This window comes from Pseudomonas sp. P7759 (genome assembly GCF_013386445.1).
GTDB classification, from domain to species: domain Bacteria; phylum Pseudomonadota; class Gammaproteobacteria; order Pseudomonadales; family Pseudomonadaceae; genus Aquipseudomonas; species Aquipseudomonas azotoformans_A.
Genome location: NZ_JACART010000023.1, coordinates 1 through 17744 on the forward strand (window position 1 = coordinate 1; position 17744 = coordinate 17744).

The window sequence follows — 17744 nt, forward strand, 5'->3', positions numbered from 1 at the left end:
TGCTCAGTAGAAACGCCCCCTTGCACCCGCACTTGATAGCGCCCGCCCGCCGCGCAGTGGTGCGAGCCTTTGCCTTGTTCATCCAGCATGATCACGATGGAACTGCCGTCATCCAGCCCGATCACCTCCACCGGGATGTTGCCGATCGGCACGTCATACACCGACTCGAACAGGCTCTCGATCTTCAGCTCGCCGCCCACCGGGCACTGGGCCACGGTGGAAAACTCGGCATCCGCAATACTCACCGCCCGCTGCGAATCGCCCACCCGCAACACCCGATCCATCCCCAGCAGCGACGGCATGTCTAGCCCATGGCTCACCGAATCCAGCGCACGCGAATACCACGCGTCCATCTGCTGGCGATAAATCACCAGGCTCTGATGGAAGCCATCCAGCTCAAATTCGATAAGGGCAATGTGGGAGGGGTGGGTCATCGGCGCCGACTCCCTGCAGCTGATGCCCAGAAAGCCGACGCACCCGATAGAAATTTCATCTGCAATCCTTCGCACTGTGTGATCAGGCGAAGGACTTTGCAGAGGTTTTCAGATGATATCTGTAGAGCTTATCCCGCTGTCACGTGGGAGGTTTCAGCAGCTTTTGTGCGCGTTCGCCCCAGCACCAGACTGCACAGCGCCGGCAAGAACAACAGCGTCAACAGCGTGCCCACCAACACCCCGCCAATCAGCACATAGGCCAGGGACGACCAGAACACTGATAACGTCAGCGGAATAAACGCCAGCGCCGCCGCCAGCGCGGTCAATATCACCGGCCTTGCACGCCGCACCGTGGCTTCGACGATGGCCTCTCGAATCGCCATGCCGTGCTCCTGGTTCTGGCGGATCTGGTCGGTAAAGATCAGCGTGTTGCGCATCAGGATCCCGCCAATCCCGATCAAGCCCAGGATCGCATTGAAGCCGAACGGCTGGTTGAACAGCAGCAAGGTCGGCACCGCGCCAATCAAGCCCAGCGGTGCCGTGGCGAAGACCATGAACATCACGCCGAACGAGCGCACCTGGAACATGATCACCGTGAGGGTCAGCAGGATCATGATCGGGAACAGCGCGGCCAGGGCGACGTTGGCCTTGGCGCTTTCTTCCACCGGACCGCCGATGTCGATCTGGTAACCGGCGGGCAGCTTGGCGATCAGCGGTTGCAGGTCTTTGTACACGGCCATTTCCACGTCGGGCGGTTGTACGCCGTCGATGATGTCGGCGCGCACTTCCACGGTGGTCGCGCGGTTGCGGCGCTTGAGGATCGGTTCTTCCATCACCGCCTGGAAATGCCCGACCTGGGCCAATGGCACTGAAGTACCGGCGCTGTTGGTCAGGGTCATGTTGTTGAGGTTGCCGAGGTCTTCGCGTTGGCTGCCCTGGGCGCGGGCGACGACGGAGACGGTGCGGTTGCCTTCACGCACTTCGGTGATCGGGTTGCCGCTGAGCAAGGCATTGAGCTGGGACTTGACCTCATTGGGCGTGAAACCTAGCAAACGCAGGCGGTCTTGATCCAGCACCAGGCGATAACCGCTGGTGCGCTCGCCCCAATCGAGGAAGGCGTCCTTGGTCAGCTTGTTGGCGGCGACCACTTTGCGCACCTCTTCGGAGACGCCGCGCAGCACATCCACATTGGGGCCGGACACACGGAACACCACCGGGAACGGCACGGGCGGGCCGAACAGCAACTGCGTCACGCGCACCCGCGCCGCCGGAAACTCACCGGCGGCAATGCGTTCACGCATGCGCAGTTTCAACGCGTCGCGAGCGTGGGAGTCCGGGGTTTGCACGATCAGCTTGGCAAATGCCGGGTCCGGCAGTTCGGGGTTCAGCGACAGGAAGAAGCGCGGTGCGCCGCCGCCCACATAGGTGTCGACCAGTGTGGTTTGCGGCTCTTGCAGCAGGGCTTTTTCCAGCTGCGCGGCCACCGCTTCGGTGCTTTTGAAGGCACTGCCGGGCGGCATGTACACCTCAAGAATCAACTCTGAACGGTCGGAGTTGGGGAAGAACTGCTTCTTCACCACGCCCATGCCCAGCACGCACAGCACAAACGCCGCCACTACCAGGCCGGTGACCAGCCAGCGCCCACGCACGCAGGCTTCGACCACGCTGCGCAGTTTCTGATAGTAACGCCCGGCATAGATTGCATCATGGCCGCCCGGCACAGGCTTGATCTGCGGCAGCAGTTTCACGCCCAGGTAAGGCGTGAACACCACGGCCACCAGCCAGGACGAGATCAGCGCAAACCCGACGATCCAGAAGATATTGCCGGCATATTCCCCGGCACCGGAACGGGCAAACCCCACCGGCAGAAAGCCGATGATGGTGACCAGCGTGCCGGTCAGCATCGGCGCCGCCGTGGAACTCCAGGCAAAGGTGGCGGCGTGAATACGGTCGAAACCTTCCTCGAGCTTCACCACCATCATCTCGATGGCGATGATCGCGTCATCCACCAGCAAACCCAGGGAAATGATCAGCGCGCCGAGGGTGATGCGGTCGAATTCACGCCCGGTCAGCAGCATGATCACAAACACCACCGACAAGGTCAGCGGCACCGCTGCTGCCACCACCAGGCCCACGCGGAAACCCAGGGCCAACAGGCTGATCACCATCACCACCGCGAGGGCGACGAAGAATTTCAGCATGAACTCATTCACGGCCAAGCTGATGTTCTTCGCCTGGTCGGAGACCTTGGCAAAGTTCACGCCCAGCGGCAAATCGGCCTGGATCCTGGCTTCCTGGGCCTTGAGGCTCTTGTCCAGTTCAAGGCCGTTCCAGTGTTTCTCCATGATCACGCCCAGCATCAACGCCGGGTCGCCTTGGTGACGGATGCGGTAGCTGGGCGGATCTTCATAACCACGGCTGACGGTGGCCACATCGGCGATGCGCAACACGCGGCCATTGACTTCCAGTGGCACGTTTTCGATCAGCGACAGGCTGTCGAACGCACCGTCGATCCGGATGTAGGCGCGGGCCCCGGCGGTCTCGACGAAACCCGACGGCGCCACGGCGTTTTGTGCGGCCAATGCAGCAAAAATCTGATCCGGCTTGATGCCCAGGGTCGCCAGGCGCTCGTAGGAGAACTCCACAAACACCCGTTGCGCCTGCTCGCCGAGGATATTGACCTTCTTCACTCCCGGCAGGTTGAGCAAACCCTGGCGCAGGTCTTCGGCCATCTGCACCTGTTGCCGATGGGGCAGGTGTTCGGCCTCCAGGGCGTACAGCGCGAAATACACATCGGAATATTCATCGTTGAAGAATGGCCCGATCACACCCTTGGGCAGCTTCGCGGCTTCATCACTGAGCTTTTTACGGGTCTGGTAGAACAGGTCCTGGATTTCGCTGGGGCGCGTGGACTCCTTGTAGGTCATGCGCATCGACACGAAACCGGGTTGGGCGATGGTCTCGACGCGGTCGTAGTAGTCCAGTTCCTGCAGGCGTTTTTCCAGGCGGTCGGCCACCTGTTCCTGCATTTCCTGGGCGGTGGCGCCGGGCCAGGCGGCGGTGATGGTCATCACCTTGACGGTGAAAGACGGGTCTTCGGCGCGACCCAGCTTGCCGAACGAGAAGATCCCGGCCGCCAGGATCGCGATGATCAGGAACAGCGTGACCGCGCGATGCTTGACCGCCAGTTCCGAAAGGTTGATACCGCGCATGCTCAGTTGTCCTGTTTGCGGTTGAGGGCCAGTACTTGCGCGGGCAGCAGGCGCACGGCGTCACCGCTGTGCAACAGGTGTGCGCCGAGGGCAACGATGATCTGGCCGGGGGCAACGCCACTGTTGAGCAGCGCGTCTTCCTGGCCGAGGCTGGCGACGTTCACCGGGGCGAAACTGACTTTGTCGTCCGCGCCGATCAGCCACACGCCGGTGCCTTGTCCCGCGTCCTGCAGTGCGCCAATGGGCACGCGGGTTTGCTGGGCCTGGCCGTTGCCTTGCAGGCGTACGGTGATGGTGGAACCGAGGGCGAAGCGGTCGACGGCACCGTGCAGCACGTAGCGGGCGCGGTAGGTGCGGGTGGTCGGGTCGGCGCTGGCAGAAAGTTCGCGCAACGTGGCGGTCACCGCCTGGTCCGGGGCGCCGAAGGGAAAGGCCAGGGCTTTCTGGGAGGCCTGGTCGCGCTGGTTTTCCGGCAGGTTGACGATGGCTTCGCGGGCACCGTCATGGGCCAGGCGCGCAACGATCTGCCCTTCGGCGACCACTTGGCCGCGATCCACGCGCACGTCGGTGATGATGCCGTCGCCATCGGCCTTGAGCACGGAGTAGGTGCGACGGTTTTCGATCTGGCTGGCGTCGGATTGCGCCGAGGCCAGCTCGGCTTCGGCGACGCGCAGGTTGGTCGCGGACTGGTCGAAGATCTGCCGCGACACGGCGCCGGTGTTGGCCAGGCGCTGGTAGCGGTTTTCGTCGTCACGGCGCTGGCGCAGTTGCGCCTGGGCGGCGTTGACGCGGTTCTTCGCCGAGCGCAGGGCCAGTTCGAAGTCGCCGATGTCCAGCACCAGCAGCGTGTCGCCACGGGAAACATGCTGGCCGGGGTCGACCTTGCGTTCGATGACCTTGCCGCTGACCCGGAAACCCAGGTCGCTCTCGGTACGTGCTGCGACCACGCCGGTATAGGCGCTTTGCTGAGTGCCGGCGGCTTCGACTTTGGCGGCGAGGACCGGGCGTGGCTGAGGCACTTCGGCGGCGGTGTCGGCCTTGCTGTTGCAACCGTTGAGGACCATCAACAGGGCGAAGGGCGTGAGAAGACGCAAGGGAAGAGGGTGCATGGCGGGCTCCGGGGGGTAACCATTGGGCAAAAAATTATGGACATAATTTTTTACGCATATTATGGTCGAAATATAAATTAATCCAGCCCCCCGGATACCCCCCATGAAAAACGTCCCGGTCCCCTCGCGAAGCCTGTTGTTTTTACTGGTGGCCCTGACGGCACTGGGTGAGGTTTCAACTCAGTTGATCATTCCCGGCCTCGGCGCCATCGAGCAGGCACTCGCGGCGCCAGCCGGTTCGGCACTGATGGCGCTGTCGGCCTTTGTGGCTGCTTTCGGCCTTGGGCAGTTGCTGTTCGGCCCGCTGTCGGACCGCATTGGCCGGCGCCCGGTGTTGATCGGCGGCTTGGTGCTGTACGTGCTGGCGACCTTGTCGATGCTGCTGGTCCACGACATCCACCAGTTCATCGCCGCCCGCGTGCTGCAAGGCCTGGGCGCCTGCGCCGCGTTGGTACTCGCACGCACGGTGGTGCGGGATGTGTGGAAGGCCGAGGCGGGGCCCGCACTGGCCCTGACCATGATCGGCATGCTCTACGCCATTGTGGTGGCACCGATGGTCGGTGGCCTGTTGATCAAACTGTTCGGCTGGCACGCACCGATCGTCCTGGCGCTGGTGATTGGCAGCGTGGTGTTACTGCTGGCCTTGCTGTTCTTTCGCGAGAGCAACCACTTCCTCGATCCCAAGGCCGGTCATTGGCGCACCCTCGGCGGGCAGTACCTGGATCTGCTCAAGGGCCGCCAATACCGTGCGTTCGCCGTGGCCTTGGCGTGCACCTACGGCGCGATGTTCGCGGTGATCGCCGGTTCTTCGGCGGTGTTCATCAATCTGCTGGGCTTCAGCACACTTGAGTACGGCATCAATTTCGGGCTGATCGTGTCGATGCTGATCGTCGGTTCCACCTACACCGGACGCAACATCATGCGCCTGGGCCCGCAGCGGATTGTGGCGATGGGCGTGACGATGGTCGCCGTCGGCGGTGTGTCCGCGCTGGTCATTTATGCACTGTTTGGCCTGTCGGTACTCGGCCTGGATATTCCGATTGCACTGGTCACGCTTGGCGGCGGCCTGGTGTTGCCGGGCTCGGTCACCGGGGGCGTCATGCCCAACGCAAACCGCGCCGGTCTGGCGGCTGGTCTGATGGGGTTTGCACAGATGTTCGGCGCCACCTGCAGCGGTGTGTTACTGAGCCAACTGCGCGATGGCAGTGCCGCGCCGATGATCATTATCCAGGCGTGTTTTGCGCTGACGGCCTTTGTCGCGTTTCATCTGCTGCGTCAGCGCCAAGTCAAGGGATTGTCCTATACGTAGGACGATCCAGGCCGCTTTTGCCGGCTAGTGCTCAACCTCCAGCCGACTTATGGTGTAGGCACTTTGGAGGTACACCATGAAAAAGCTTATCGGCATCTACACCAGCCCTCGCGGCCATTGGGTCGGCGACGGTTTCCCGGTGCGCACGCTGTTTTCCTACGACACCCTGGGCAAGCACATCAGCCCATTCCTGCTGCTGGACCACGCCGGCCCAGCGGATTTCACCCCGACCGAACAACGTCGCGGCGTCGGCCAACACCCTCATCGCGGCTTTGAGACGGTGACCATCGTCTACGATGGCGAAGTTGAACACCGCGATTCCACTGGCGCCGGTGGCACCATCGGCCCCGGCGACGTGCAATGGATGACGGCCGCCAAAGGCATTCTCCACGAAGAGTTCCATTCCGAAGCGTTTGCCCGCAGCGGCGGCGCGCTGGAGATGGTGCAATTGTGGGTCAACCTGCCGGCCAAGGACAAAATGGCCGACGCCGGTTACCAGACGATTGTCGATGGCGACATTCCGGTACTGCCACTGGCCGACGGTGCCGGGCAACTGCGCCTGATTGCCGGTGACTTTGCTGGCACCCAAGGCCCGGCGCGTACGTTTACGCCCATCGACGTGTGGGACTTGCGCCTCAACGTCGGCAAACCCGTCACGTTGGACCTGCACGAAGGACGTAACACCGCCCTGGTGATCCTGCGCGGCACGGTCTTGGTCAATGGCGAGGAGGTCGCGCGCCAAGGGCAATTGGCGCTGTTTGAGCGTGATGGTCGCCAACTGACGTTGGAGGCCAATGACGACGCCAAGGTGTTGCTGCTCAGTGGCGAACCCATCGACGAACCCATCGTCGGGCATGGGCCGTTTGTGATGAATACCGAGCAGGAGATTCATCAGGCGTTTGCGGACTTTCAGTCCGGAAAATTCGGCCAGATGCACATCTGACGACTTGTAGTAATCCCCTGTGGGAGCGGGCTTGCTCGCGAATGCGGTTGGCCAGTCAATGTTTCTGTGACTGACGCACCGCATTCGCGAGCAAGCCCGCTCCCACATTTCGTTTTGCGCTATACCCGATACCGCCAATTCATGCGATCTTCTCGGCATGTACCTTGGAGTCGCCTGGATGCCCTCATTTATCGCTGATCACCCGATGCTGTGCGCCCTGGCGCTGATCTTTATCGACATCGCCGTGTGGCGCCTTATTTCCGTCAACCTCGCCAACTGGAAGCTCGCGGCGCGGTTGGCGATCTTTGCCGTGTACAGCGCCGTGCTGTTCAACGACGGCATGAACCCCATGCAAGTGGCGCCCTATGCGGACAACACTGCCTTGCACCTGGCGGCCACCGCCTTGCAGATCGGCTGGTGGCTGTTCGCGGCGCGCACGCTGACGGTATTGCTTGGCGCGGTGATGATGCAGCGGGTCGGTCACACCGGGCGCCTGTTGCAGGACCTGGTCGGCGCTGTGATTTTCCTGATCGCGATCATCGCCGCCATGGCCTATGTACTCGACCTGCCGGTCAAGGGCGTGCTCGCTACGTCCGGCGCGGTGGCGATCATTGTCGGCCTGGCACTGCAAAGCACGTTGAGCGATGTGTTTTCCGGGATCGTGCTCAACACCACCAAGCCGTATCAGATCGATGACTGGATCTCCATCGACGGCACCGAAGGCCGGGTGACCGACATCGACTGGCGCGCCACGCGCCTGCAAACCTCCCAGGGCAGCCTGGCAGTGATCCCCAATTCCCTGGCGGCCAAGGCCAAGATCATCAACTTCTCGCGCCCGGCGGACATGTTCGGCCTGTCGGTCAGCCTGCAAGTCAGCCCGCATGCGCGCCCGCAAACGGTGATCGAGGCGCTGGAGCGGGCGATGCAAGGCTGTCGGCCGCTACTGGGCAAGCCGGCGCCGAGTGTGGCGTTCAAAACGTCCGCCAGTGGCGGCGTCGAATATGAAATCAGCGGTTTTGTACCGGCCATGGCCCTCAAGCGCGAGGTGCGCAACCAGCTTTACGACCTGGCCTTCCGTCACCTGCAAGCGGCGGGTGTCGGCTTGCTCTCGGCCACGGAAAGCAGCGCGCTTGCGGCCATGTCCGCGGCACGCGCATTGCTGGAGCGTTCGTCGATTTTCTCCACCTTGCGCCAGGAGGAGAAAGACACCTTCAGCCAGAATATGACCCTGCACACCTACCGCGCCGGCGACATGATCCTGCCGGCCGGGGAGGTCAGCGATCATTTGTTTATCGTCGAGTCCGGCGTGATCTCGGTGATGCTGACCAAGGGCGGGCACAAGTTCGAAGCCGGGCGCATGGGGCCAGGGGAGGTGATCGGTGAGGCGGGGATTCTGTCGGACCAGGCCGCACTGGCGGATTTTTCGGCCAAGACCTTCTGCACCCTGTACCGCATCGAGAAGGAATACTTGAAGCCGTGCCTGGATGCGCGCCATGACATCAGCGAAGCCATGAAGACCCTGCTGGATTTCCGCCTGCACGCCGCGCAGGCCTTGACCCAGGAGGCGCCCGTGGTCCCCGTGAAGAAGGGCTTCCTGCAGTGGCTGCGCCAACGCGGGCTCTGAGGGTAAAAACCGACTAACCTGCGTTTTTCGCACGTTACCCCACGCAATAAATCGTTTGTCCAACGGCTGGCCGATGACAAGACTGCATGTCACTCGGATAACAACAACGTTGGGCGAACCACATGCAACTCGAGCGCAATTTTTTCAACGGTCACTTTGTCGAACCTGCCAGTGACGCACTGATCGCCGTCTACAACCCGGCCACCGAAACCCTGGTCGGCCACGTCAGCGCTGCCACCGCCGAGGAGGCGATTGCCGCCGTCGACGCCGCCGCCATCGCTCAGAAAACCTGGGGCAAACTCACCAGTATCGAACGCGCCGAACACCTGCGTGCCTTTGCCGATGCCCTGGACAGCTGCGCTGAAGCCATCGGCACGGCGCTGGCCAGCGAGTCGGGCAAGAGCGTCAGTGACGCCAGCAACGAAGCGCGCTACGCCGCGCAGATCACCCGCTACCATGCCGAATGGGCACGCCGGATCGAAGGCGAGATCATCCCCAGCGATACCCCGGACGAAAACCTGTTCCTGCAACGCGAGCCGATTGGCGTCGTGGCTTGCCTGATCCCGTTCAACTACCCGGTCTACACCCTGTTGCGCAAGATCGCCCCGGCGCTGATCGCAGGCAATACCGTGGTGGTGCGGCCGAGCAACAACACGCCGCTGTCGGCGTTTGAAATCGCCAAGGCCGTGGTCAAGGCCGGAATTCCAGCCGGCGTCATCAATATCCTGACCATGGACCATGCCACTGCCGCCAGTGTCTGCACCCACAAGGCGGTCGGTTTGATTACCCTCACCGGCAGCGTGAATGCTGGGCGCATTGTGCTGGATTACTGCAAGGCCAACATCGCCAAGCCCTCGCTGGAGTTGGGCGGCAAGACCCCGGCGATCATCGAGGCCGATGCGGACCTGGAAAAAGCCGCCAGCGCCATTGTTGCCTCCAAGACCACCCACTGCGGCCAGCTGTGCACGGCGGTGGAGCGCGTGTATGTGCACGAAAGCATCTATGACGCGTTTTTGGCCCTGCTCAAAAGCAAGATCAGCGCCGTGAAGTTCGGCGACCGCGCAACCGACGCCAGCCTGATGGGCCCGTTGGTCAACGCCAGCTCGCGACAGAATATCCACGCCATGGTCGAGCGCGCTGTCGCCGCCGGTGCTGTACTGGAAGTGGGCGGCGTGCTGCCTGAAGGTCCAGGGCATTTCTACCCGCCGACCCTGCTCAGCGGCTGCCGCCAGGACATGGAGATCATCCAGGAGGAAATCTTCGGTCCGGTACTGCCGGTGCTCAAGTACCGCGACATCGATGAAGCACTGGCCATGGCCAACGACCACCAGTTCGGCCTGTCGTCGGTGCTTTACACCGAGAACTACCGCACGGCGATGAAAGTGGCGAATGCCATCGAAGCCGGCGAGTTGTACGTCAATCGCACACCGGCGGACCCGTACCAGGGCTTCCACGCCGGCTGGAAACGCTCAGGGCTGGGCGGCGATGACGGTAAGCACGGGATGCTTGAATTTACCCAGACCCGCTTGGTGGTCATGAAGTACTGATCCACGCACACCCGCGACACCCTTAATAAAAACAATTATCGGGGCACCCGTGCATCGGGTGCCTGAGGTCCGAATGATGTCCAAGCCTGCACCCGTTGCCCAGGTTCCTGTTGCCGTGCCCGCGGCAAATGACACCGCCAGTCGCTATTTCCAATTGATGTTGCTGGTGCTGGCCGCAGGGGCGATCTACCCGATCCTCTACCTGCGCCAGGTCTACCAGACCACCATGCTCGACGTGTTCCACATCAACCACAGTGAGCTGGGCTATCTGTATTCCATGCTCGGCACGATCTTCCTGCTCAGTTACTTGCCCAGTGGCTGGTTGGCCGACCGCTTGCCGCCACGCTTCCTGATCTTCTTCTCGCTGGTTGCCACCGGTGGGTTGGGCCTGTGGTATTCGACGGTGCCGTCGATGAGCGGCCTGATGATCATTTTCGGTTGCTGGGGCCTGACCACCGGCCTGACGTTCTGGGCCTCGGTGCTCAAGCGCGTGAAGATGATCGCGCACCACACCGAGCAGGGCCGTTTTTTCGGCATCCTTGATGGCGGTCGCGGGCTGGTCGAGGCGCTGTTGGCAACCGTGGCCCTGGGCCTGTTCGCCTATGCCACCGAGAGCCGCAGCGAGACGGCGGCCGAGGGCTTCAAGCACGTGGTCTACCTGTATTCCTTTGTGTGTATCGCCATCGGCTGCGTGCTGGTGCTGCTCAAGGATCCCAAGTCCATGGCGGAGACAGCGGCGGTGGAGAAGGGCAAGTTCAACCTCATCGCCGACTTGACCACGTTGGTGAAAATCCCCGAGCTGTGGCTGGTGACCGCCATCGTGTTTTGCGGTTACCACATGTTCTGGGCCACCTACAGTTTCTCCGACTACCTGCAAGGCAGCGGCATGACCGCCGTGATGGCCGGCACCATCACCACCATCAAGCTGTGGATGCGTCCCATCGGTGGCATCGGCGGCGGCTGGCTGGGGGATAAATTCTCGAATATTTCGGTGCTGATCGTCGCACTGGCGCTGGTGACCCTGGCGATGGTCGGGCTGATCGTGTTCCCGGCGTTCAACAGCCTGGGCCTGCTGATCGGCACGGTGATCTTCATCGGGTTGATGACCTACGCGATCCGTGGCCTGTACTGGGCGATCCTCGACAGCTGCGACATTCCGCTGCGCATCACCGGCCTGGCCATCGGCATTGTCTCGGTGGTGGGTTACCTGCCGGACACCTTTATCCCGCTGATCAACGGCTACCTGACCGACACCTACCCAGGCAAGGCCGGTTACAACCTGTATTTCGGCTACATCGCCTTCATTGGCGTGCTCGGCACCCTAGCGGCCCTGACCCTGCGCGCCCGAATCAACCGTAAAAAATTCAACCAGACAGGTGCCTGAGATGAAAATCGTCGCCCTTGAAACCCATATCGTTGCTGTCCCGCCGCCGCACATCGGCGGCATGTACTGGCTGTTCGTCAAGCTCAAGACCGACTGCGGCATCGAAGGCGTCGGCGAGATCTACGCCGCCACCTTCGGCCCCAAGGCCATGCTGCCGATCATCGAGGATGTGTTTGAGCGCTACCTGCTCAACCACGACCCGCATCACATCGAGCGTTTCTTCCGCCAGGCCTATTCCAGCGGTTTTACCCAGCGCCCGGACCTGACCATGATGGGCGTGGTCAGTGGCCTGGAAATGGCTTGCTGGGACATCATCGGCAAGGCCGCCAACAAGCCGGTTTACGAGCTGCTCGGCGGCAAGGTCAACGAGCGTCTGCGTTCCTACACCTACCTGTACCCGGTCAACAGTCAGGGCGAGTACGACTACGACGACCCGGACCTGGCCGCCGAGTGCGCCATCGAGAACATGAACAAAGGCTTCACCGCCGTGAAATTCGACCCGGCCGGCCCGTACACCGCGTATTCGGGCCACCAGATCTCCCTTGAGGTGCTGGAGCGCTGCGAGACCTTCTGCCGCAAGATCCGTGAAGCGGTGGGCGACAAGTGCGACCTGCTGTTCGGCACACACGGGCAGATGGTGCCTTCGTCGGCGATCCGCCTGGCCAAGCGCCTGGAAAAATACGACCCGCTGTGGTTCGAGGAACCGGTGCCGCCAGGCCAGGAAGACGCCATGGCCCAGGTCGCGGCCAAGACCAGTATCCCGATTGCGACCGGCGAGCGCCTGACCACCAAGTATGAGTTCTTCAAGCTGCTGCAGGCCGGCGGCGCGTCGATCCTGCAGATGAACGTGGCGCGCTGCGGTGGGCTGCTGGAGGCGAAGAAAATCGCGAGCATGGCCGAGGCTTACTACGCGCAAATCGCCCCGCATTTGTACAACGGGCCGATTGGCGCAGCGGCGAGCTTTCAGCTGGCCACGTGCACCCCGAACTTCCTGATCCAGGAAAGCATCATGACCTGGGGCGGTTTCCATGCCGAAGTACTGACCAAGCCGCTGCAATGGGAGGACGGCTACATCATCCCGTCCACCGAACCGGGCCTGGGGGTTGAACTGAACATGGACGTGGTGCGCAAGCACACGCCGTACACCGGGGAACGCCTGCACCTGCAAATGGCGCCGACCCCGGCTGACGTGAAAGACACTTCGCCCGCCAAGGGCTAAAAAAAACGACTGATGCGGTAACCGTGAATGACATATGACTACATCATCGCCGGCGCTGGCGCCGCAGGCTGCATCCTGGCCAACCGGTTGTCCGCCTCGGGCGAACACACCGTGTTGTTGCTGGAAGCCGGCGGCAAGGACAGTTCCTGGTGGTTCAAGATCCCGGTCGGTTTCGCCAAGATGTATTACAACCCGACCTTCAACTGGATGTACTACAGCCAGCCACAAAAGCAGTTGGCCGGGCGTGAAATCTACGCGCCGCGCGGCAAAGTGCAGGGTGGCTCGGGCTCGATCAACGCCATGATCTACGTGCGCGGCCAGGCCCATGATTTCAATGACTGGGCCGCCAACGGCAACGACGGCTGGGGTTTTGCGGACGTACTGCCATACTTTCGCAAGCTGGAAAACCACCCGCTGGGCGACACCGAGTACCACGGCGGCAGTGGCCCCATCAGCATCACGCCGATGAAGGGCCAGACCCACCCGATCTGCGACGTGTTCCTCAAGGGTTGCGAGCAATTGGGCTATGCCCACAGCGACGACTTCAACGGCCCGAACTTCGAAGGCGCCGGTTTGTATGACGTCAATACGCGCAATGGTGAGCGTTGTTCCAGCAGCTTTGCGCACCTGCACCCGGCGCTCGGCCGTTCCAATCTGACGGTGGAATTGCATGCGTTGGTGGATCGCGTGCTGTTCGACGATCAGCAACGCGCCACGGGCATTGCCGTCACCCAACACGGCGTGACACGCACCTTCACGGCACGCAAGGAAGTAATCCTGTGTGCCGGCGCGGTGGACACGCCGAAGATCCTGCAATTGTCCGGTGTGGCCGACCAGCACCTGCTGGCTGAACACAACATCCCGTTGGTCAAGCACCTGCCGGCAGTGGGCGAAAACCTGCAGGACCATCTGTGCGCCAGCTACTACTACAAGGCCAACATCCCGACGCTGAACGACGAACTCAGCTCGCTGTTCGGCCAGCTCAAGCTCGGTTTGAAATACCTGCTGACCCGAAAGGGCGCGCTGGCGATGAGCGTCAACCAGGCCGGCGGCTTTTTTCGTGGTAACGACGAACAGAAGGACCCGAACCTGCAGTTGTACTTCAACCCGCTGTCGTACCAGATCCCGAAAAACAACAAGGCCAGCCTCAAGCCCGAGCCGTATTCCGGCTTCCTGCTGTGCTTCAACCCGTGCCGGCCGACCAGCCGGGGCACCATCCGCATTGCGTCGAAAAACCCACGGGATGCGGCCTTGATCGACCCCAACTACCTGAGCACCCAGAAGGACATCGACGAGGTGATCCAGGGCAGTCGGTTGATGCGCAAGATCATGCAGGCGCCAGCCCTCAAGGGCATCACCGTGGCCGAGGTGCTACCCGGCGCGGCGGTGCAGACCGATGAGCAGATGCTGCAATACTTCCGCGAGAACAGCGGCTCGATCTACCACCTGTGCGGCTCCTGCGCCATGGGCTCGGACCCGCAGGTGTCGGTGGTGGACAAGCGCTTGAAGGTGCATGGGTTGGAAGGGCTGCGCATTGTCGATGCGTCGATCTTCCCCAACGTGACGTCGGGCAATACCCATGCGGCGGTGTTGATGGTGGCGGAGAAGGGCGCGGATTTGATCCTGGAGGATGCCCACTGACCCTGTAGTGAGCGAGCTTGCTCGCGCCGGGCTGCGAAGCGGCCCCAAAAACAAAGGGAGCGCTGCGCACTCCAGCGCGAGCAAGCTCGCTCACTACAAGGGTCTCGGTTACCAGCCGCGTAGGCGTTCCCACACCTGCCTGTCGCCATTGTCCAGCAGGGCGTGATAGCTGCCAAACTGCGCCCCCGTGGCACAGGCATGGTTGGGCAAAATACGCAGGCGCATGCCCAGCGGAAATTGTGCGATCACATCCACATCACCGCCCTGGAATTGCACCACCCCATGCTCCTGATTGGCGCTGCTCAACAGCAGCCCCTCAATCGGCTTACCGCGCTCATCGCAGACCTGGCCGTAACCAAAGTCCTGTTTCTGCGATTGCGTGCCGCGATCACGACTCATCGCCATCCAGCCCGAGTCCGTGATGACCCAGCCTTTTTCCGGTTGATGCCCGATCACCGTGGTCAACACGCTCAAGGCCAGTTCGTCGAGGCGGCACACGCCGATGTTGTGCATCACCAGGTCGAAAAAGGCATAGACCCCAGCGCGCAGTTCGGTCACGCCGTCCAGGTTGAGGGCGGATAACGCGGTGGGTGTCGAACCGACGCTGACCTGCGCGCAACGCATCCCAGCCGCACGGATGCGTTCGGCTGCTTCGACACACCGCGCACGCTCCTGCTCCGCGATGGCTTGCAGCGCGTCAGGCGTGTCCAGGCCGTAGCTTTCACCGGCGTGGGTCAGCACGCCCGTGAGGCTGTCACCGAGCAGGCGTGCGATGTCCAGCAACAGCGGGTCGTGTGGCTTGACCCCGGAGCGATGGCCGTCGCAGTCGATCTCGATCATCACCGCAAAGCGTTCGCCATGCTCGCGACCAAAATCAACGATGGCCTGGGCGCCGGCCAGGCTGTCGGTGATCAGCGTCAAGGCGCAACCCCGACGACGCAACGCTAGAGCCTGGGGCAATTTGTGTGGGGCCATGGCCACGGCGTAGAGGATGTCGGGGATGCCCAAGTCGAAAAAATACTCGGCTTCCTTCAGGTCGAAACCGTGATGCCACGCGCGCCCGCTGCGATCTGCGCCGCTACCACTTCAGCGCACTTGTGGGTTTTGACATGGGGGCGCAACTGAACGCCCAGGCTGTTGGCGCGCTGTTGCATGCGCTGGATATTGCGCTGCATTTTCTCGATATCGATCAGTGCTGCTGGCGTGTCCAAAGTTGCAACTCCACTAGAGGGGACGGCGCTGAAATTGACGCCCTGTCCAGGACTGGATATGTTGTCTTGCATGAAAAACACCTCTCCCAACGATACTCACCTGATCAGCCAGCTCGAACAGATTGCCGAAGGCTTGAGCAAGACCTTCAGCCCGTTCTGCGAAGTGGTGCTGCACGACTTGCGCGACCCGCAGCACTCGATCCTGGCCATCCATAACAACCTGTCCGGACGCGCACCGGGAGACCCGACCACCGAGTTGGGCCTGGCGCGGATTGCCGACCCGGACTACCCGCAAGTCATCGCCAATTACCAGAACCAGTTCAGCGACGGTCGCCAGGTCAAGAGCACCTCGATTGGCGTCAAGGGCGTGGGTGGCGAGTACGTCGCGGCCTTGTGCATGAACGTCGATCTCTCATTGTTCCGTGGCTTGCAGGGCATGCTCGAGCAGTTCGGCTCGGTCAGCGGCGATAAGCTCATCGAATCCCTGGACCCTTCCGGTGCCGACGTCATCCGTGCGCGTATCGACCAGTTCGCCGCCCGCCTGGCCACCACCCCGCGTGCGTTGAAGACGGCGGACCGGCGTGTGCTGATGCAGGAACTCAAAGACTCAGGCTGCCTGGATATTCGCCGGGCCATGGAAACCGTGGCTTCCCACTTGGGCGTGTCGCGCGCGGCGGTCTACACCTACGCCAAGTAGCGCGCCACGGCTTCAATCTCCACCAGATACCCGTGATGCAACTCGGGCACCGGCACCACCGCGCGGGCAGGGCGGTGGTCGCCCAGCGCGGCGGCGTACACGCTATCGAATGCAGGCCAGTGTTCTACGCCGGCCACATAGACCGTGACCTTCACCAAATCCTCTGGCGTGGCGCCGGCGGCTTTCAAGATCTCCAGCAGATTGTTCAAGGTTATCCGGGCCTGTTCGGCAAACGACACCGACAGGTTGTGCTGCCCATCCGGACTGACCGGCAATTGCCCGGAGATGTACAACGTGTCGCCGTGGCGGATGGCCTGCGAGTAATGGCCGGCGGGCTTGGCGGCGTTGGGCGTCTGGATGATCTTCATGAGGCCTCGCTGAGCAGCGCGGCATACTTCTGGATATCGACGTTGCCACCGGTGACGATAATCCCCACGCGTTGGCCCTTGAACCGGTCACCTTCGTTGAGCAATGCCGCCAACCCCAGGCAGCCGGTAGGCTCCACCACCAGTTTCATGCGCTGCATGAAGAACTTCATCGCCCCGACCAACTCGGCATCCGACACGGTGAGGATGTCGTTCACCTGGTCGCGGATGATCGGGAAGGTGTAGTCGCCCAGGTGTTGAGTCTGCGCACCATCGGCAATGGTGGCCGGTGTGTCGATATGCACGATGCTGCCGCTGCGAAACGAGCGTTGGCCGTCATTGCCGGCTTCGGGCTCGACGCCATACAGCAGGCAGTCGGGCGCCAGGGCGCGGGTACTCAGTGCGGTGCCCGAGAGCATGCCGCCGCCGCCGAGGCCGACGAACAACGCATCCAGAGGGCCGGTGTTCTCCAGCAGTTCCTTGGCGGCGGTGCCTTGCCCGGCGAGGATGTGTGGATGGTCATAGGGCGGGATCAGGGTCAGGCCGTGTTCGCTGGCCAGGTTACGGCCGATCTGCTCGCGGTCTTCGGTGAAACGGTCATACAGCACCACCCGGGCGCCATAGTCGCGGGTGGCCGCAATCTTGGCGGCCGGCGCATCGGTGGGCATTACGATGGTCGCCGGTATGCCCAACAACTGCGCTGCCAGGGCAATGCCCTGAGCGTGGTTGCCGGAGGAAAACGCCACCACACCGGCCTTGCGCTGCTGATCATCGAAGCGCGACAACGCGTTGAAAGCACCGCGAAACTTGAACGAGCCAGCCCTTTGCAGGTTTTCACACTTGATGAACACCTGGGCACCGGTCAGCGCATCGAGGGTGCGTGAGGTGAATACCGGCGTGTGGTGGGCGAAGCCTTCCAAACGTTGGGCGGCGGCGATGACGTCTTGGTAAGTCGGCAAATGCATGGGGAACGGACCTCAGTGGCTTGTCTAGATAAAATATCCATAACAAGACAAATAGTAAAGGTTCGTGTGTGCATGTTAGCGTTT

Annotated in this window: 13 protein-coding genes and 1 pseudogene; 8 read left to right on the top strand and 6 right to left on the bottom strand. The window is 62.1% G+C overall.

The window, feature by feature from the left end; translation table 11 throughout:
• From HX823_RS18850 to HX823_RS18860, 3 genes are all read right to left on the bottom strand, one after another.
• A partial coding sequence (locus HX823_RS18850) for a hypothetical protein (RefSeq protein WP_177075989.1) occupies window positions 1-434 on the bottom strand: 434 nt, incomplete at its 3' end.
• Between the two features lie 128 nt (window positions 435-562).
• Complete coding sequence (locus HX823_RS18855) at window positions 563-3646, bottom strand: efflux RND transporter permease subunit (RefSeq protein ID WP_177075991.1); 3084 nt, start codon at window positions 3644-3646, stop codon at window positions 563-565.
• A gap of 2 nt (window positions 3647-3648) precedes the next feature.
• Window positions 3649-4755 (bottom strand): efflux RND transporter periplasmic adaptor subunit, encoded by a 1107-nt coding sequence (locus HX823_RS18860; RefSeq protein ID WP_177075993.1) that lies wholly within the window; start codon window positions 4753-4755, stop codon window positions 3649-3651.
• Between the two features lie 103 nt (window positions 4756-4858).
• On the opposite strand from HX823_RS18860, the gene HX823_RS18865 reads away from it, so the two are divergent.
• The 7 genes from HX823_RS18865 to HX823_RS18895 all read left to right on the top strand — a co-directional run bounded on the left by HX823_RS18865 (window position 4859) and on the right by HX823_RS18895 (window position 14422).
• Window positions 4859-6064 carry a multidrug effflux MFS transporter gene (locus HX823_RS18865; RefSeq protein WP_177075995.1) on the top strand — a complete coding sequence of 402 codons (1206 nt, stop codon included), beginning with the start codon at window positions 4859-4861 and terminating at the stop codon, window positions 6062-6064.
• 76 nt (window positions 6065-6140) lie between these two features.
• Window positions 6141-7007 carry a pirin family protein gene (locus HX823_RS18870; RefSeq protein WP_177075997.1) on the top strand — a complete coding sequence of 289 codons (867 nt, stop codon included), beginning with the start codon at window positions 6141-6143 and terminating at the stop codon, window positions 7005-7007.
• Window positions 7008-7185: 178 nt separating this feature from the next.
• Complete coding sequence (locus HX823_RS18875; RefSeq protein ID WP_177075999.1) at window positions 7186-8631, top strand: mechanosensitive ion channel family protein; 1446 nt, start codon at window positions 7186-7188, stop codon at window positions 8629-8631.
• Between the two features lie 122 nt (window positions 8632-8753).
• Entirely contained in the window at window positions 8754-10178 is a 1425-nt protein-coding gene (gene aldA / locus HX823_RS18880; protein WP_038849015.1) for an aldehyde dehydrogenase, read from the top strand.
• 76 nt (window positions 10179-10254) lie between these two features.
• Complete coding sequence (locus HX823_RS18885; RefSeq protein ID WP_177076001.1) at window positions 10255-11562, top strand: nitrate/nitrite transporter; 1308 nt, start codon at window positions 10255-10257, stop codon at window positions 11560-11562.
• Window position 11563: 1 nt separating this feature from the next.
• Window positions 11564-12781, top strand: a complete 1218-nt coding sequence (locus HX823_RS18890; RefSeq protein WP_061436746.1) for a mandelate racemase/muconate lactonizing enzyme family protein — start codon at window positions 11564-11566, stop codon at window positions 12779-12781.
• Window positions 12782-12808: 27 nt separating this feature from the next.
• Entirely contained in the window at window positions 12809-14422 is a 1614-nt protein-coding gene (locus HX823_RS18895; protein ID WP_038849011.1) for a GMC family oxidoreductase, read from the top strand.
• A 108-nt stretch (window positions 14423-14530) separates the two neighbouring features.
• Here HX823_RS18895 and HX823_RS18900 read toward each other — a convergent pair.
• Window positions 14531-15597 (bottom strand): annotated as a pseudogene (locus HX823_RS18900) (DSD1 family PLP-dependent enzyme).
• Between the two features lie 106 nt (window positions 15598-15703).
• Between HX823_RS18900 and HX823_RS18905 the strand changes: the two are divergent.
• Window positions 15704-16330: a transcriptional regulator gene (locus tag HX823_RS18905; RefSeq protein WP_177076003.1), complete on the top strand. Its 627-nt coding sequence runs from the start codon at window positions 15704-15706 to the stop codon at window positions 16328-16330.
• Here the strand turns inward: HX823_RS18905 and HX823_RS18910 are convergent.
• Together HX823_RS18910 and HX823_RS18915 are read right to left on the bottom strand one after the other, a co-directional pair.
• On the bottom strand, window positions 16318-16698 hold the full coding sequence (locus tag HX823_RS18910) for a RidA family protein (protein WP_177076005.1): 381 nt from the start codon (window positions 16696-16698) through the stop codon (window positions 16318-16320). The two genes, HX823_RS18905 and HX823_RS18910, sit on opposite strands and share 13 nt — an antisense overlap.
• The gene (locus HX823_RS18915) at window positions 16695-17660 is read right to left on the bottom strand and encodes a threo-3-hydroxy-L-aspartate ammonia-lyase (RefSeq protein ID WP_177076007.1); all 966 of its coding nucleotides are present in this window, start codon (window positions 17658-17660) and stop codon (window positions 16695-16697) included. The genes HX823_RS18910 and HX823_RS18915 overlap by 4 nt, the downstream gene beginning before the upstream one ends.
• Window positions 17661-17744 lie beyond the last annotated feature (84 nt).